This window comes from Burkholderia sp. Bp8994 (assembly GCF_003853805.1).
Classification (GTDB): Bacteria; Pseudomonadota; Gammaproteobacteria; order Burkholderiales; family Burkholderiaceae; genus Burkholderia.
On sequence record NZ_QTQH01000011.1, the window covers coordinates 222,176 to 237,741 of the forward strand.

The window sequence follows — 15,566 nt, forward strand, 5'->3', positions numbered from 1 at the left end:
TGGAAAAATGAAGGAAATCTCAGCCTTGTCTGCAAAGCAGTTGGATGCCTTGGATCGGTTTCGCCGTGAAACCCTCATGTTTCCACAATTCGAGACCGCCTATCGCAGCATATCGGAATCGCTGACCCTGTACCGAAGAACGGGGCTCGCCGAATGCTTGGCTATATACGGTGAAACTGGCTGTGGCAAAACTACGGTGTGCAAAGTTGTCGAGGGTGAAAATCAGCGCTACTCTGAACCGCACCGCGACGTCGTTCCTGTCCTCTATGCTTCTATCCCAGCACTAGCGACCATCAGTTCGGTCGCCGAGTGTCTCCTGACGAAAATTGGAGATCCGGCTCCATCCAAAGGGACCAACTCGTCGAAGACCGAACGATTGATTGGACTCATTCAGGCATGTTCGGTCGATTTGGTCATACTCGACGAGTTGCAACATGTTCACGATCGAGGGCAGTCGCCAACGATCTACAAAGTGGGCGATTGGATCAAGAACTTCGCGGACCGAATCGCGAAACCCGTCGTTCTTGTCGGTATTCGCCGTGCCGAGATACTTGTCGCCACAAATGGGCAGCTCCGTCGTCGATTTTCGGCCGCTCTGCCCATGGATCCCATGACGTTCGATAGCGAGCAAGGAATTCAGGAATTCATGGCTCTGGTGTCGACTCTATTCGACGCGCTACCAGTTCAATGTGCACTCCAGCCCTCGTCATACCAAGCACTCGAGCGACTGTACTACGCGACCGATGGTCGGATCGGCTATTTGGTCTCGCTATTTCAACGCGCGCTCATGCTTGCATTCCGCTCCGATTCGAAAATCGTTTCGGAAGCTATCCTAGAGCAAGCCTTCGTCGAACAAATTTGGGAGGCTGGCTATGGCCAACTCAACCCGTTCAACAAAGACTTCTGTCTTCGTCGCTTGGACAGACGGCTAGAACCCTTTGCGGCGGAGAGCATTGGTGCGAAACCGAAGACGAGCCGTCAATCGAGAAGGGGAGCAAGATGAGCCGCGCACCTCTCTTGCTCCGCGATCCACCTCACAAAGATGAGAATCTCACCGAGTATCTGCGCCGGCTCCTGGGTATCAATGGATACCCAGGAAGCTTCGATTGCGTCAAAGACATCCTTCAAAAAAATCCCGTCACTATCGAAGATCTTGCCGATCTAACCCTCGTTTCGGCCAAACAGCTGAATTGCCTGCCGGAGCCGTGGCCTTCGTGGATCAAACGGGACGGCAACACAGCTTCGCCGGAGAAGGAGTCGTGGCTCAATAGAATCCGTATGCGTTGGTGTCCGGCATGCCTAGCCGATGACCACTACATGAGGTCAGCATGGTCGCTAAGCGTATTCGTAGCATGTCCGACACACGGCGCGATGCTAAGAGAGTCGTGCGACGCATGCGGCAAAGTGGTGACGTGGAGGAGCGGGTCCTACATACAGTGCTCGTGCGGTCGGAGGTTTACCGAAATGCCAATGGAGCCAGCATCGGAAGCGCATATGACGTTAATGCAATGGTGCAGCAGTAACGGCTCGAGGCAGCTAGTCAGTTCCGAGCAACGAGCTTCGCGCCGTGTTGTCACGCCTTTTGCACGCCTTTCACAAACTCAACTCTTGCGCCTGCTCCATGCATTGGCGCCGCACATATCCGCTCGCCCTACACATCGTCATGGTCGGACACCAGAGCTTCAGAATTTGAGCACGGCCGCAGACTATGTGGATCAATGCTCTCAACTTTTGCTGCACTGGCCATATAGCTTCCAGACTATGATGGCCAAGTACGATGAAAAGACCACTACCGAAACGAGCATTCGTCGAAAATACTCCGCCCTTTATCGCTTACTTTACAAGACACTCGCGGGCGATGAATTCGACTTCATGAGGCGAGAGTTCGAAGCACACCTCGATGGCCACTGGTATGGGGCAATCGACGGACGGCATCGCGCGTTCAGCAAGCGAAAGTGGCACACCATGCTGTCCGCATCCGAGATTCGCCGAGAGTTGGGGTGCTCGCGCAGCATGATCTGGCGGCTGATTTCGACCGGCCGACTCAATGCTCGCGTTCTTCGTAGTCCAATTGGACGACGCTTTGCTGTCGCGGACGCAAACAGTGTTGCGCAGACGAGGGCCGCTCTTCGCGATGCCATCGATCTACATGCAACTAGCGAACTGCTTGGCATAAGCCGCCGCCGGATTCGCATCTTGTTGACTGCCGGCTTGATCGGGGAAGCTCCAAATTATCATAGGAGCAAGTGGTCTATATCCGTGCACGAAGTGCGCCGCCTGCTTGATCTTCCCGCATGCGACCGCGCGGACCATTCGCCCGAGGAGACTCTGCTGCTCAGACATGTACTCCGGCACATGTGTAGAGATAACGCGGTGTTCTTGAGGGTCGTCGAGTCGCTGCTTAGCGGGGCAATACGATCGTTCGGGAAGGCAGCAGGCGTCCGCGGAATTGGAGCATATCTGGTGCACAAGGACGACGTCCGTTCGGTTATCTGCGATGCGAAGTGTCTTCCCCCATCGACGATGAGCGCCCAGGTAGTCGCACAGGCGCTTTCAATAAAGGAGGAGGTTGCGTATCACCTGATCCGATCCGGTCTATTGCCTCATGAGGTGTATCGCGTCAATGGTCGAGCGATAGATCTGGTCACTAAAGATGACGTCGTGAAGTTCCGATCAACCTACGTCTCACTGGTCGATATTGCCAAACGTTGGAACGTCTCTCCGAAGGCGGCTCTGCGCCGCCTCAGCGAACGGGGGGTCGATGCAATCACGGGGCCGTCCGTGGATCGCTCACGGCAGTATTTCTATCGCGTTGCGGATGTCTCCGCCACTTAACAAGTAGCCGCTACTACTGCAGGAACCGGCAAGGGCACGAACCGTCGCCGGGCGATTTCACCCGGCGACGGTTCGTGCAGTTGAGAATCGAACCTACAATTTCAAACCCAATGAAAATCGAACCTATCGATCTTGAGAAAATACACAGCAGTGCTTCGCAAAGCGATACCCCTTATCGTCTCAAGTTAGACACCTATCCAGCTCGCGGCAACCATAACGTCGCATTCGGCCTCACACTGCGAACGCTCCGAACATCTCAAAATCTCACGCAGGAAACGCTGGCGTTTGCTGTAAACCTAGACCGAACGTACATCTCGCTCTTGGAGCAGGGTCGCCGGTCACCAACGCTCGACACAGTCGCCGCGCTGTGCAGAGGGCTCGGGTTTTCGATTGTTGAGTTTCTCTCGATCGTCGAGTCGCGGCTTGCGCCCGCGCCGATAGAGTAACGCGAGCCTACATAGCGAACGCGAAACGCGGATCCTTATATCGCTACCAATCTGGTGCTCAACACCAAGGGGGGACAATGCGAATTTTTGTTGATACAGAGTTCACCGACTTCATCGACTGCAATCTAATCAGCGTTGCGTTGGTCGCCGACGATGGCCAGGAGTTCTACGCCGAGTGCAACGACTTCGATCGACGCGCCTGCAGTGCATTTGTCCATGAAGCGGTACTGCCGCAGCTAGGTCGATATCCTGATCGCGTGTTCTCTCGCCAAGATCTCCAGCTGGCGCTTCATGAGTGGTTGCGCCCATTCAAGGGTGGCATCTTCTGCATGGACTTCGCAGGAGACTGGGATCTTCTTGTAGATCTCCTCGATGGCGTACCGAGTGGCTGGCAGGGGCTTCTCATACGTGACGAGATCGACCAGGTTCGGTTGGAGTCCTACTACGCCAAGTTCGGCGGTCGCCACCATGCGCTACACGATGCCCGCGCTCTGCATTACGCGATGCAAGATGGACGTGCGTCTACGCATCCCGCGAAGTCTGGCTCAGACTGACATCGATCACTACCACTCAGGAAACGAACTCATCAATCTGTTGAAGTATGGCGGGATCGTCTATCCCACGAGTCGGATCGCATACAACGAGGCGGGATAGTAGTTCCGGGGCAGACGCGAATTCCTTGGGGGCGTCGTCCAGAATCAGGACATCGGCTAACGTCAGCCGACGCCTTCGCATATAGTCCGTTATCCGTAGCGAGCGGCTCTCGATGCGCCGGTTCGTGAGATAAATTTCGGTAGCTGCGCTCAGCTCGCGCAGATACTCATCTTGCAAGCGTTTGAGGTCGAACATATAGATCCAGGTGCTGTGGATTGCAATGTCGACCGCTTTCCCGCTGACACGTTCGGCAAGCTTGGTCTGCAGTGAACAGACACCCTGTCCGACGACCGCCGGTCCGTTGGGCCCATACTCGAGTTCGCCCACCGAATTTGGATGTAAGACTCCATCGATGTCGAGGAATATCGTTGCCCTTTTGCTCATTGCGGAACTCGCCCATAGGGGACAATAAAAGCACGCCAGATCAGCAACAACGCTGGCGGATGCGCGCTCCTTCCGACACTATTCTATGCTAAGTGATTGCTCTCGCAGGTAGGTAGTTCAACAGCAACAACAACGATGATGATGATTGTTTAAAAGATTGTTGCGAGCTGTCGGCCGAGTACGTTTTCATCGCACCTCGGCCTCAAGTGTGTCGTCAACGTGCCGTTATGCAGTTAACTCGTACGACACAATCCTACGCCACGCCATACGGCATGGTTAGCGACTAGTGATATCGGTCGAATAGGCAGAACTATGGACGCGAATACAAAATTTCTTGCACCGGAGGCTGTTCGGGCCACCTTCGAAATCGTTCGGCGAGCAATCCAGTCCAATCGCCCCAAAAGGACTCTGACTCCCGTCGAAGTGAATGCCGACAAGGCGATTGCCATTTTCCTCTTTTGTGCGGGCTTCGGCTTTGCTTTATTGCTCTGCCTTTATATGATTCACCACTTCTGGCCTACCCCGGTTCTGGCCACTCTGGCATTGAGTGTTGCGATCAGCGTGGAAATCGCCAGTTTGCTGTCGCTAATTGCGGTCGTGATACAAGCCATCCCCATGTTAAATCGCATCCGAAAAAAACCCGTTGGTCCGATACTTGAACTGGCCAGCGTTGATATTGATCGATTGCTGCCGTACTGCAACGACCTCATGCGCTTTTCCTTGCCTGAATTGGCCTATGTTCGCGGACAAATCTCTCACCAGCGAGACGCGTTTGACAATCGACGTGGGCGGTTGATTGGTCAACTTGACAAAATTGGGACGTTTCCGGCGCTCGCAACTCTTGGGATCAGCGTCGCCAAACTGATGCAAGATCAACACATTGCCCTGAACAGCTCAATTGCCTGGTCGATCGCAGGATCGCTTGCGGCATTCTATCTCCTCAGTCTTCTGCTTGCTGATACAAGCGACAAGCTAACACAAGTAATCGAATTGCTGAATTTCGTCATCGACAATCACCCGGAGAAAGAGAACGATGAGTAGCATTGGCGTGCCAAAGTAAGGGGCTTTTGACGCACAAATCTAATACGACGGATCCTCACGGTTGCTCTCAGCACTTATACGCCATACGCACATGCAAAAATTCACGCGCCAGCTATTTAATGTTCGTTCGTACCTCAAGGTTCAATTGGCCCCGTTCGACCGCTCGTTTTTTTGGTCCGCGATCGTGCCAATAGAGGGATTGAGGATTGCATTTTGGTGGGCCGCACCAGCTACAGTCGCCGTGTTGTTTATCACACACTTCAAAAACCAACTACCCGCCAGTTATCTGGAAGCCGCTATTTCTGATGGAATAGGTCCACACATATGGAACGTGGTGGGTATGCTCGGATTGGTACTTTTCGGTCTTGCAGTTCTGTTCCCAAAGATCAAATTTATTGCTACCGGGGCATATCAAGTTTTGATCAACACTTATGGGATGGGTGGTTTAGCCATCGGCCTATTGATTGGAAAAATTGTGGCTCAGCTGCCGCCTTCACTGTCAAAACTCGAGATGTTGAAGGCTTGGCTCGCTGGCACCGGCATCGCTCTACTTATGCTCGAGCTGTTCGTGCTCAATTTTTCACTTTGGTGCTTCGCAAGCTTGATGCGATCAACAAAAGAGGATGATGGATTTCTACGCCACGTAGCAAGCATCGACCTGCGGCTACGCCTACTTGCATTCATCTTGCTGTCTATCTTGCCTCCCGTAGTGTTTCTTGTCCGTGGACACTAGATCTCGGAGCATCCGACATGCTCGCTGGGTCAGCACGTTCGACATGCATCGCTGATGCACGCAATGACTTCCATCAATATGAGCGACGTGCCGCGTCAGGTCTTCATGGAGCTAACGGATGTCATTGCTAATTAGATCCGCAAGCGTCCGCTCAAAAAAAAATACACCGCTAGCCAAAATAAACTGGAGGATGCGCGCGAGGCGAATGAAAAGAGCATCACTTACGCTGATGAGTACCAGGAGAAGCACGATAACGAGTACTCGTAAGACACATATAGTTAGACGCGACCAAGCAGACGGCGTCAGATCGCCTGACTCAGTTTGGCCAGAAGCAGTTAGTCGACACGATCTTCCTGCGAACGCATAATCTCACCAGACGACGTGGGCGATACGCAACCAGTCGAGCGTCCCGGTTGCTGCGTCGACGGTATAACTACGAAGAACAGGAGGAAAATTTGGCTGATTCAGAGCACCTTAAAGATTTGAAGTCTGTATGGGGCAACTCATGCCAGTCTATGTGGGCCGAATTACTGGCCTTGTCCATTGCAGAGTCACACGTCATATCAAATTATGCTCAAATTCCTTCTGAACGCCTTTTAACCGACATGTTTTATGTACCAAAATTGGATGGTCGGCTGAGGGATCTGCGGCGTGACACGTTTCTCGAACGTGTAACCGTATACAAGCAATCGGTGATAACAAATAGGCTGGTCGTTCTCTCTGCCAGCTTCGAAATATATTTGTCAAATTTTATTGATGCCTTCGCCAAGAAGAAACCGAAGTTCTGGGATCCGATTGCATCGGAGTACACTGCTGATGGAAATAAATTCATCGGCACTGTTCGCCAGACCCGCGGACTCGACCAGAAAATATTGAAATTCGGAGAGCTTGCCCCTTCGAAAATAAAGTCAATAGGGCCGCATCTACCCTTTTTAGTAGACGTTTATATGCTTCGCAACGTCCTTGCTCATCGAGCGGGTCTCGTGGATGCCGGTGCCGCCGGAGTTTTCAAACACGTCAAAATTGCAGCTGGTGAGCGTGTAACAATAACCACTGAGCAATTACTGGAGTTGGCGGCTCCGGTGATCAAGATCGCTGAAGCATTAGACAAGAAACTTTAGGCGATTGGAGCTTCGATGGTCGTGCGAAACGTCTAATGTGTTGCGCCGACCGGTTGAATCCGCCGTCGAACTGCGCCGGTCGCACTTCGCAGGGCGGTTGCCGGCCGACTTCGGGCCAGTTGCGGACGCTCGACATATGTGGCTAGATTGCTGACAATCCTGTTGCCTAGAATCTACCTGATTTTCCTTTATATCTAACAGGATGCGAGATGGACAAGAGTCATGCCGATCATATCATTGAACACTTCGAAAAGAATGCCGCTTGGGCGAGGGAACGCAACCACTTCTTCGAGTCACTTTGCGCGGCCGAATTTCATTGGTTCTTTGTTCAGGGTATAGACGCGATTCGGAACGAATTCTACGTTCCAGGAGCTTCCTCACTACTAAACGGGATCGAGGCGAGTCTGCGCGTCACCATTGCGCAAGTAACTGGAGCTGAACCTGGTAAACCCTTGGACGAATTGTCCCCCTACCGCGTTCTCAGCAATAACCTCATTGTTAATGCTTCAGACGTAGGAATGCCGGTAAGCGCACTAGCCTTTCCCGGGGAAAGTGATTTTCTACAAAAACTCACAACTTCAAAACCCAATCGCGTAGATGTGGAGATCGTACGCCAAAGAAACAATATCTGTCATGGCAATATTTTCGAATTCATCAATCGGGATCTCGGGCCGGAGAATTCGTTTTTCACGCCAGAATGTCTCCGCTCACTTGCATACACCCTTCTCGAAGTGAGTCGAGTTTGGGCGGGAGAGCTCGGGAAGTTCCGAAGATCAAAGGGCCTCCTTCACTATGACTAATACCTTGAATACTGGTCCGTTCGCCGTCACGATTGCAGTCCGACGTTGGTCTGGAGGCCAGCGCAGCCGGAGCCCTCACTGGTAGCGTGTCGCGTGCGGCGGGATTCGTAGAGGCGTAATTGGCCGTTCTATTATTGTTTTGGGCACTCGTACAGACAAGTACTTTGAACCAGAATCTTTGGAACCTCACAACTAGACGCGAAATCATTTTGCGCTGAGGGAAAACATGTTGAATTTCCGTACCACGAAAGCTGGCGTCGATTTCGACTACCAGCCAGAGTTTGGCACTCAACATCAGTGGGTCTGGGAAGAAATGAAGAATGGGAAATCCACAGAGGTATCTCGCGTATTCTCCTTTCGAAAAGCGGACCTCAAGAATCCTCCTACCAAGAGCACGGACTTTACTGAATACGTCTACACATTTCGCTTTGGCACGTTTGAAGACGAGTACTTGCGAATCCCCGGCCGTGTCTTTTCTATCGAGCGAGATGTCCTCGTAAGCCGTGAGCTTCGACTCAAACGTTCGGTCTTTGTCGCGGAACGAAATGTTTCAATTATGAAGCGACTCTCCGGCCTTCTCGATAACGATGAGCCTATTGTTATCGGGGGCGGTCGCGCCGGAAACATTCCACTGCCCATCTATCAAGAGTTGCTCAGGAAATTCCCGACTACACACGAGCTTAATCGCTACGCTTCTGCACGCGTTCACACCATTCTCTCGCAGTATGTGGATGGCATGAAGGATGCGCGGGGGCTTTACGAGTCGTACCTCGATAAGAAATCAGCACTGAATGGAACCTTTTCTGCTGAAGATCCGCCGGAACTCACAGCACTGAAGGAACAGGAGGTTCTAAAATATCGCCTTATCTACGACGAAATTCAACAGATTCTGCTGACCGGCAAGAACCTGTCCGAGAAAGAATGGCAACGACAGATGGTTTCATTTCTTCCACTACTGTTTCCAAAGTACATCAGGGTTCTTCAGAACATCACAATTAACGACTACTACAGCAAGTCTGGCAAAACGTCCAAGCGATATATCGACGTTGGCCTAGTGGACGCGAGCGGGAACCTCGATGTCATTGAACTCAAAAAACCATTCGAAGACAAAATTCTTCGCCAAGGACTGTACCGAGGCAACAACATTCCGACTGCTGAGTTAGCAGGTAGCGTCATGCAGGCAGAAAAGTATCTCTTCCACTTGTCGAAATGGGGTGTCGATGGAGAGCGCGCTCTTACGAAGGCCTACGCCTCCGAACTTCCTCCTGGATTGGAAATCCGGATATCCAATCCGAAGGCAATCATTATCGTCGGCCGCAGCCAGATTGGCGGTAAGAAGATGACTGATAGCCAGCAACTCGATTTTGAAATCATCAAGCGCAAGTACGCGAACATGATGGACATCATCACTTACGATGACTTGCTAGGCCGCCTCCAAAACACCATCTACGCGCTCGAACACTGACATGCCATTCAGCCAGTGACGTAGGGCTGCCTGTGCAGAAGGAGGCGCCTCTCTGCGGACTACCTCCAGGTTGACGTGTAGAGGCAGCCTCTGGCCAGACGCGGCTGTCCACCGTGTGCACGCTCTCGAGGCCAAGCACGAAATCCATCCGAATCGCCACTCACTCAACTTCACCCGGCGAACGTCCGCTACGGAGCCTATTTAGTGACCGCCGCAGGTCGATCACGGCCCTTGATGAGGTGACGTCCAAGCAATCTTAGACCTGATCTGACGCTGACTTAGAGATCAGGTCTAGATTTACACACGTAAGATATTCCGGCCTTAGCCAAGCAGTCGAAAACAGCTCGTGAACGCTATGTAGCTTGCGGGACAAGGCGACACTTCCGCCTCGCAGATCGAAATGTCGGTTGCGTCACTTCAAGAAGCGCTTGATCTGCTCGTCGTTAACAGCCGGAGGCGGTGGGAGTGAGAGCTCTTTTCAACTCACGACAGAGGAACTACAAAGCTCGACGGTCTATCGACGTGTCTTGTACACGCGCTTAAACACGACGCGCTCGCCGAACATCTTCTGTATGAGCAAGCTAAGCCCAACGAATACAACTGCACTTGTAACCCAGCCGCCTACTGACATGGACTCGGGCAGGTGCCGATGCGCTTGATAGCCCGCGAATGCGGCAGCAAGCAGTGCCGCGCCGAAAAGCCCTCTTGCCGGTCCATACTCAACTTCAGCCTGACACCCCGTGCAAACCGTCGCGCCGCGCGGAACCCCCGTGCGGCAGTGAGTACAAGTCATATTGCTCATTATTTTCACGATCTAGGCTATAGAACCACTCGACTGCAAGACGCAGCGAGTCCCTTTAAACGCATAACGACATAAAGGTAAGATTCTTTAGACGAATTCGCAACGCCTCAACATACGAATTCTAGATCGCGCAATTTCCACGACCAGCAGGCCGATTTTCGAAACAATGCGCCGCCAAACTGCCTGAGCTCAGGCAGTGGGTTCAAGAGCCGGCTGCTCTAAGGCAATCATTTCCACGACGGACTGGAGTTCGCATAACAAGTCCGCCTGTTGGACTTGTAGGTACTGGCGCACCGACTCGTTCTCAAGCAGCCTCGCAAGATATCCCTTTGCCAGCACGAGGTTGAGCACATCCTGTCCATAAGTCTGTTCGACCACCTTGTACTGTCCCTGCAGATTGCTCATCTCCCGTTCCATCTTCGCCATTTGCTCGGGGCTCACGCCGGCAAGCTTCCTCGGTTTCTTCCCTTCAACCAGCCGCGAAGCCGGCGTCGCAACAAGCAACGCTTCAGCGTACGAGACAGACAGGTTGTTTGCTGCCACCATGAGCTCGACACATTCGACTTGCCGTGTCGGCTTCATCTTCCGCAGAGCTCGCGCGAGCTCAGGTGAAAACTGCCGGTCCTTCAACAGTTCGGTCGCTTCAGCGCAAATCCCATCCAGCAATGCCATCCTCTTGATGATCTGCGACACATCTACGGACAGAGCCTTCGCGAGTCGCTCCGGGGACACCCCTCGTTCAACGGCCCGGCGAATCATGAAATGCTCTTGGATAGTCGATAGTCGATTGACGCGGTTGTTGTACGTGTAGCTCTCATCGTCCGTAGCAACGAGGCACGACACGGTGTTGAACTGGAGCTCCTGCAACGCGATCAGTCGCAGATGCCCATCGAGCAGGACGTGGTTGCCCGACGCCTGGTCGACCGGCGTCACCGAAAGCGGTTCAATCAGGCCCACCTCTTCGATGGAGCTTATGATCTGCTTGAACTTTCGCGAGTTCATCATGCCGGCAGGCGTGCGCCGTGATGGCAGGATGCTCGTGATCGGAACAGAGAGTGGTTCCGGAATGAACCCAAGTGCTACGCCGGTCATGCTGGACTCCCACTCGGCCATACACGTTCTGCCAGATACTTCGGCAAAGTCGCCAGTTCCTCAGCGCGCAGCAGATTGACGAAGTTCTCATCGGCAAATAGCTGCCTGAGGGCGCCTACGATGAACAGCAACCGCTGCTGCGTAAACTCTGCCTTCCGCACCATCGTTTTCTGTCGCTCAACTTCATGCTGATACGTTCGGACGAGGCTCGATGTGGTCACGTCCATCACCTTGCGCGTCATGTTTCGATTCGCCGTGCGGCCGAGCGCTTTCCTCCGCTCGATGACGCGCCGTGCGTCCATCAGCTGGCGCCCGCGCAATCTTCCCGATTCATATGCCTCCTGCAGCGCCGCCTGGATCGCCTCGTCGTCGTCGCCGGCACCAACGATCGATAACGCTGCGTTCAGCGGGATTCGGCCTTTCTCCACCGCGATCACAAGTCGCTCCTCGCCCTGATGCAGCAGCGTCAGGATTCCCTGCACGTAGTGCTGTGTGAGGCCCGTCTTCTCGGCGATCGCCTTCGGGGCGTATCCGCGTTCCTGCAGTTCACGTATGCCGGCGAGCAACTCGAGCGGTCGACACTGCCGTCTCGCGATGTTCTCCGTCAGGCTCATGATGAACGCGTCTTCGTCGCTTACGCTCACTACCAGCGCAGGTATCGTCGTTTCGCCGAGGGATCGAAACGCCTTCAGTCGTCCCTCCCCACACACGAGCAGATACTTCTCCACGCCACTGGCAGTTGCCCGCGGCGTCACCAGGATCGGTTTCTTCAGGCCAATCGTCTTGATGTTGGTGACGATCTCGTCGAAAACTCGACCATTACGCTCGCGAGGATTGATCACCTCGATCTGGCTGATGGGGATCATCCGAACCTCACCGTGCTGTTCACGCTGAGTCATGCTCTTCTCCTCAGCCGAGCTCGCTGTGCCATACCGTATAAGTAGTCCAGCGTGTCGAAGCGATAACTCTCGAACTCGATCGGATTCCAGTCAGCGAGGCTGATACGAGGCTGCCAAAAATCGATGTGCGGCAACAGGTAGTAGTCGAGCGCCGTCGAATTGCTCTGGTCCAACCTGACGGCCACGGTGATATCCGGCAGCAGGCTCGTATCGAATCGCACCTTCCAGTGGTTACGACCGCTGCCGCGCACCTGGCACCGTGACAGCACGATGCAGGCAGTGAACTCCCGATTCACGGTCAGCAGGTCCGTCGCCGGATCACGCGACACGGATCCGCCGAGATCAGCGATCTTCTTTTCCGTCTCGGCAACGATCTCTGGGTGCAATTGCCGAATGAAGCGATTCGTCTCGATGTAACGATAGTCACGGCCTGGCGTGAAGCCAACCGTCTGGTACGCACGAATCAGGCTACCGAAGCGATACACATAGACTGAGGTGGACGGCATGCCTTCCGTTTCGTCGATCACGACGCCCGATAGAAATCCTCGGCTTCGGTACAGGTTTCGCAGACGCTCGATCAGTTCCTCACTCGAGTAGCGCCGGGCGCGCGCCCGCATGATGCCCTGCGCGGTATAGAACGTTTCGCTCGGCACGATGGATTCGAACGCCCCCTCCTTGCGTATCCACATCTCCGACGGATTCGTGACTCGAGATTTCTTCAGCTTGAACGACACACGGTTGTAGACGTTGTTGCCGATGTACTTCTCGTTGGTCAGCACCTCCCGAATGGTCGCCCGAGTCCAGGGTCGGCCAAGGTCCGTATGAACGTTCATGCCGTTCAGGCGTGCGGCGATCTCGTGCTCGTTGAGTGACTCGTCGATGAACCAGCTGTAGATGAGGTTGACGATACGCACCTCGCTGTCCGGGCCCGGCATTAGAATGACGCGGTCCGTCTGCAGGCACTTGTGTTGGCCGCGTTGCAATTCCCCTTTCATGAGGCCATGCTCGTCCACGAGGATCCGGCGTAACGCATAGCCTGCAGGGCCGCCTTGCCGGAAACCGAGCTCGATCAACCGACACTGGCCGGCGAAGACCTTCGCTGACAACTCGCGGCTGTACTCTCCGGCCATCGCGCGCTTCACGCCTTTGACTATCGTCGAAACTGGCGAGCCGTCGTTCTCGAACTGCTCGGCGCAATAGGCGACCTGGATGCCAGCGCGCCGGCAGATGTACTCGTAATAGGCACTTTCGTCTGCATCCTGGAATCGTCCCCAGCGGCTTACGTCGTAGACGAGGATCACCTGGAAATCGGCCATGCCGGTTTCCACGTCCCGGATCAGTTGCTGCAGCGCTTGGCGCCCATCGATACGCAAACCGCTTTTGCCCTCGTCGGCGTAGGTCCGCACGATCTCGAGATCGCGACGAGCAGCGTAGTCGCGAATGCGATCACGCTGATTCTCCGTCGAGTATTGCTGGTGCTCCGTCGACATCCGAACGTATTCAGCAGCCCGCATCCTGCAGGCCTGCTCATCAACGGATTCGCATGTGCAATCGAGGTCCACGATCCAGCTCCCACCGGCAACCGCTCCTCGCTGCGCCGTCCCCGACATCAGCTACGAGGACTTGTATCGGCGAACGCGTCGCGCCTAGCAATGACGTCGAATGCGAGCGAGTACACAGCCAAGGTAGCAGGCCATAGACCCTTGTCGAACACGTCATCTCTTTGCAATCACGCCGGAACTGGCCTCGGCTCAGACAGCACGGCGATGTGCACCGTCCACGCGTTCATCTTTGCAACGCCGGCCTCAACCGCGTTGCGCAGGATGTAGAATCCAGATGCCAGTGGGCGACATGCCGGCCACACGTCCATGTTTGCAACAGCACTAGCAGTGCGCCGCACATTTCGTCGTCGCTGCATCGCGCAATTGCGATCGCGATAGGCCGGGTGCGTCTCGCGGTAGTGCCGCCAGTAGTCAGGATGTCGGGCTCGCCAGTTGGCCTGAGCCCGGATCTGATTCTCTCGATAGTCGGGATCGACTCGAAGGCGCTCGTGCTGCCATGCGCGCCGGCGAGCACGCTGGCACGCCTTGGCTGAGCAGAAGCGTTGATGCGGGATATGTACGAGCGGAGTGAAGGGTGTGCCGCAGGCAGCACAGATCCGATCCGATTTCATGGCCGTGCTCCACCGAGGAATCGAAGTGGGGCCAGCCGTGTTTGGGGCCAGGGTCAGTTGGAACCGGCTCACGGGACGCGGCGTCCCACCCTCGCAGATTGTCCGCCGTTCGCGATGCTTGTGCGATTCATGCCTGTCAGGTCGACGCTCAGCCCGCGCGCGCAGAGCCTTGTCCTGCGGGCCTCTGCGGCCCACCCGCAAAAATTTTCATGTTTTGTGGCGTGGCTGCCGAGTTTTTTCACTATTCGAGTCAAAAAGCTCGAAGCGCCATGACAGAGTTAGTGAAAAACTCCCATAAATTCAATGGGGCGACTTTTCAACATTTGTGACACCCGACACCAGCTGTCGCGTAGGGCGCCACGCTTCGTCAAGATTCAAGAGTCAGCACGCCATCACTCCTTGACTAGAGTCCTCCGTGCCATCAGAGCACACCGGAAACTGAACACAACGTATTACCCGTGGATCAAGTTGGCTGGAGTATGGCTTGAGGATGCCGGATTCGAGGCGGGAGAACGCGTCCGGATTACTGTCGAGCACCAGCGACTCATCATCACGCCGATGTGAGCGGCGCATTGCCCATGGTGGGCGTCGCAAGTCACCATCCGTCTAGGTAGCTCGGTGCCCGATACTCCGCACCGTTAGTAACTGTGACAAGCGACGATCGTGCTGCAATCGCAGCGGGCCGGCCACTCAGGCCCGCTGCCGTGTAGTCTTTCAGCACGAGCTGCAACCCATGCCAGGCGTACCGTGCATTTCGGTCGTGCAAATGCAAAAACCCCCGCCTTTTCGGGCGGGGGTTTCTGGCTTAGGGAGCCTGACGATTACCTACTTTCACACGGGAATCCGCACTATCATCGGCGTAGAGTCGTTTCACGGTCCTGTTCGGGATGGGAAGGGGTGGGACCGACTCGCTATGGTCATCAGGCAAAGAGGGTTGTCACGTTGCTTGGCAACGCGACCAATCTGGGAAGAAGCAGTAATTTTGAGTTGTGTGTATCACACACGAGAATCCAACCAGTCCGACGCGCTCATCTTAGCGCGAGACAGACTTGTTATAGGATCAAGCCTTACGGGCAATTAGTATCAGTTAGCTGAACGCATTACTGCGCTTACACACCTGA

The 15,566-nt window shown here is 54.5% G+C and carries 15 protein-coding genes, 1 rRNA gene and 1 pseudogene; 11 read left to right on the top strand and 6 right to left on the bottom strand.

Going from position 1 to position 15,566, the window contains the following annotated elements; genetic code table 11:
• The first annotated feature begins 7 nt into the window (after nucleotides 1-7).
• The 5 genes and pseudogenes from DIE04_RS14690 (at nucleotide 8) to DIE04_RS14705 (ending at nucleotide 3,835) form a co-directional block, all read left to right on the top strand.
• Nucleotides 8-1,003, top strand: a complete 996-nt coding sequence (locus DIE04_RS14690) for a TniB family NTP-binding protein (RefSeq protein WP_124573069.1) — start codon at nucleotides 8-10, stop codon at nucleotides 1,001-1,003.
• A pseudogene (locus DIE04_RS30385) lies at nucleotides 1,000-1,365 on the top strand (TniQ family protein); the annotation flags it as partial. The gene DIE04_RS14690 and the pseudogene DIE04_RS30385, both read left to right, overlap by 4 nt.
• 399 nt (nucleotides 1,366-1,764) lie before the next feature.
• Nucleotides 1,765-2,835, top strand: coding sequence for a hypothetical protein (locus DIE04_RS30140; protein ID WP_260426902.1), 1,071 nt, complete (start codon nucleotides 1,765-1,767; stop codon nucleotides 2,833-2,835).
• Nucleotides 2,836-2,945: 110 nt separating this feature from the next.
• The gene (locus DIE04_RS14700) at nucleotides 2,946-3,281 is read left to right on the top strand and encodes a helix-turn-helix domain-containing protein (RefSeq protein WP_124573073.1); all 336 of its coding nucleotides are present in this window, start codon (nucleotides 2,946-2,948) and stop codon (nucleotides 3,279-3,281) included.
• A gap of 77 nt (nucleotides 3,282-3,358) precedes the next feature.
• A complete protein-coding gene (locus DIE04_RS14705) occupies nucleotides 3,359-3,835 on the top strand; it encodes a 3'-5' exoribonuclease (protein WP_124573075.1) in 477 nt (158 codons plus the stop codon).
• A gap of 16 nt (nucleotides 3,836-3,851) precedes the next feature.
• Here the strand turns inward: DIE04_RS14705 and DIE04_RS14710 are convergent, their stop codons facing one another.
• On the bottom strand, nucleotides 3,852-4,319 hold the full coding sequence (locus tag DIE04_RS14710; RefSeq protein ID WP_124573077.1) for an HAD domain-containing protein: 468 nt from the start codon (nucleotides 4,317-4,319) through the stop codon (nucleotides 3,852-3,854).
• Nucleotides 4,320-4,631: 312 nt separating this feature from the next.
• Here DIE04_RS14710 and DIE04_RS14715 point away from each other — a divergent pair, with 312 nt between their 5' ends.
• The 5 genes from DIE04_RS14715 (at nucleotide 4,632) to DIE04_RS14735 (ending at nucleotide 9,479) form a co-directional block, all read left to right on the top strand.
• Nucleotides 4,632-5,360, top strand: coding sequence for a hypothetical protein (locus tag DIE04_RS14715; protein WP_124573079.1), 729 nt, complete (start codon nucleotides 4,632-4,634; stop codon nucleotides 5,358-5,360).
• 91 nt (nucleotides 5,361-5,451) lie between these two features.
• Complete coding sequence (locus DIE04_RS14720) at nucleotides 5,452-6,093, top strand: hypothetical protein (RefSeq protein WP_124573080.1); 642 nt, start codon at nucleotides 5,452-5,454, stop codon at nucleotides 6,091-6,093.
• 455 nt (nucleotides 6,094-6,548) lie between these two features.
• The gene (locus DIE04_RS14725) at nucleotides 6,549-7,214 is read left to right on the top strand and encodes a hypothetical protein (RefSeq protein WP_124573082.1); all 666 of its coding nucleotides are present in this window, start codon (nucleotides 6,549-6,551) and stop codon (nucleotides 7,212-7,214) included.
• 209 nt (nucleotides 7,215-7,423) lie between these two features.
• Nucleotides 7,424-8,014 (top strand): hypothetical protein, encoded by a 591-nt coding sequence (locus tag DIE04_RS14730; RefSeq protein WP_124573084.1) that lies wholly within the window; start codon nucleotides 7,424-7,426, stop codon nucleotides 8,012-8,014.
• A 226-nt stretch (nucleotides 8,015-8,240) separates the two neighbouring features.
• Entirely contained in the window at nucleotides 8,241-9,479 is a 1,239-nt protein-coding gene (locus DIE04_RS14735; protein WP_124573086.1) for a Shedu immune nuclease family protein, read from the top strand.
• A gap of 991 nt (nucleotides 9,480-10,470) precedes the next feature.
• Here the strand turns inward: DIE04_RS14735 and DIE04_RS14740 are convergent.
• The 4 genes from DIE04_RS14740 to DIE04_RS14755 form a co-directional block, all read right to left on the bottom strand.
• Nucleotides 10,471-11,373 (bottom strand): plasmid partitioning protein RepB C-terminal domain-containing protein, encoded by a 903-nt coding sequence (locus DIE04_RS14740; protein ID WP_124573088.1) that lies wholly within the window; start codon nucleotides 11,371-11,373, stop codon nucleotides 10,471-10,473.
• On the bottom strand, nucleotides 11,370-12,272 hold the full coding sequence (locus DIE04_RS14745) for a ParB/RepB/Spo0J family partition protein (protein ID WP_124573091.1): 903 nt from the start codon (nucleotides 12,270-12,272) through the stop codon (nucleotides 11,370-11,372). Before DIE04_RS14745 ends, DIE04_RS14740 begins: the two co-directional genes overlap by 4 nt.
• Nucleotides 12,269-13,882, bottom strand: a complete 1,614-nt coding sequence (locus tag DIE04_RS14750; protein WP_124573093.1) for a recombinase family protein — start codon at nucleotides 13,880-13,882, stop codon at nucleotides 12,269-12,271. The genes DIE04_RS14745 and DIE04_RS14750 overlap by 4 nt, the downstream gene beginning before the upstream one ends.
• A gap of 119 nt (nucleotides 13,883-14,001) precedes the next feature.
• A complete protein-coding gene (locus DIE04_RS14755; RefSeq protein ID WP_124573095.1) occupies nucleotides 14,002-14,445 on the bottom strand; it encodes a hypothetical protein in 444 nt (147 codons plus the stop codon).
• A 303-nt stretch (nucleotides 14,446-14,748) separates the two neighbouring features.
• Between DIE04_RS14755 and DIE04_RS14760 the strand changes: the two genes are divergently transcribed.
• Nucleotides 14,749-15,009 (top strand): SymE family type I addiction module toxin, encoded by a 261-nt coding sequence (locus DIE04_RS14760; RefSeq protein WP_124573097.1) that lies wholly within the window; start codon nucleotides 14,749-14,751, stop codon nucleotides 15,007-15,009.
• Between the two features lie 248 nt (nucleotides 15,010-15,257).
• On the opposite strand, the gene rrf is transcribed toward DIE04_RS14760, so the two are convergent.
• Nucleotides 15,258-15,370, bottom strand: a 5S ribosomal RNA gene (gene rrf, locus DIE04_RS14765).
• Between the last annotated feature and the right edge of the window lie 196 nt (nucleotides 15,371-15,566).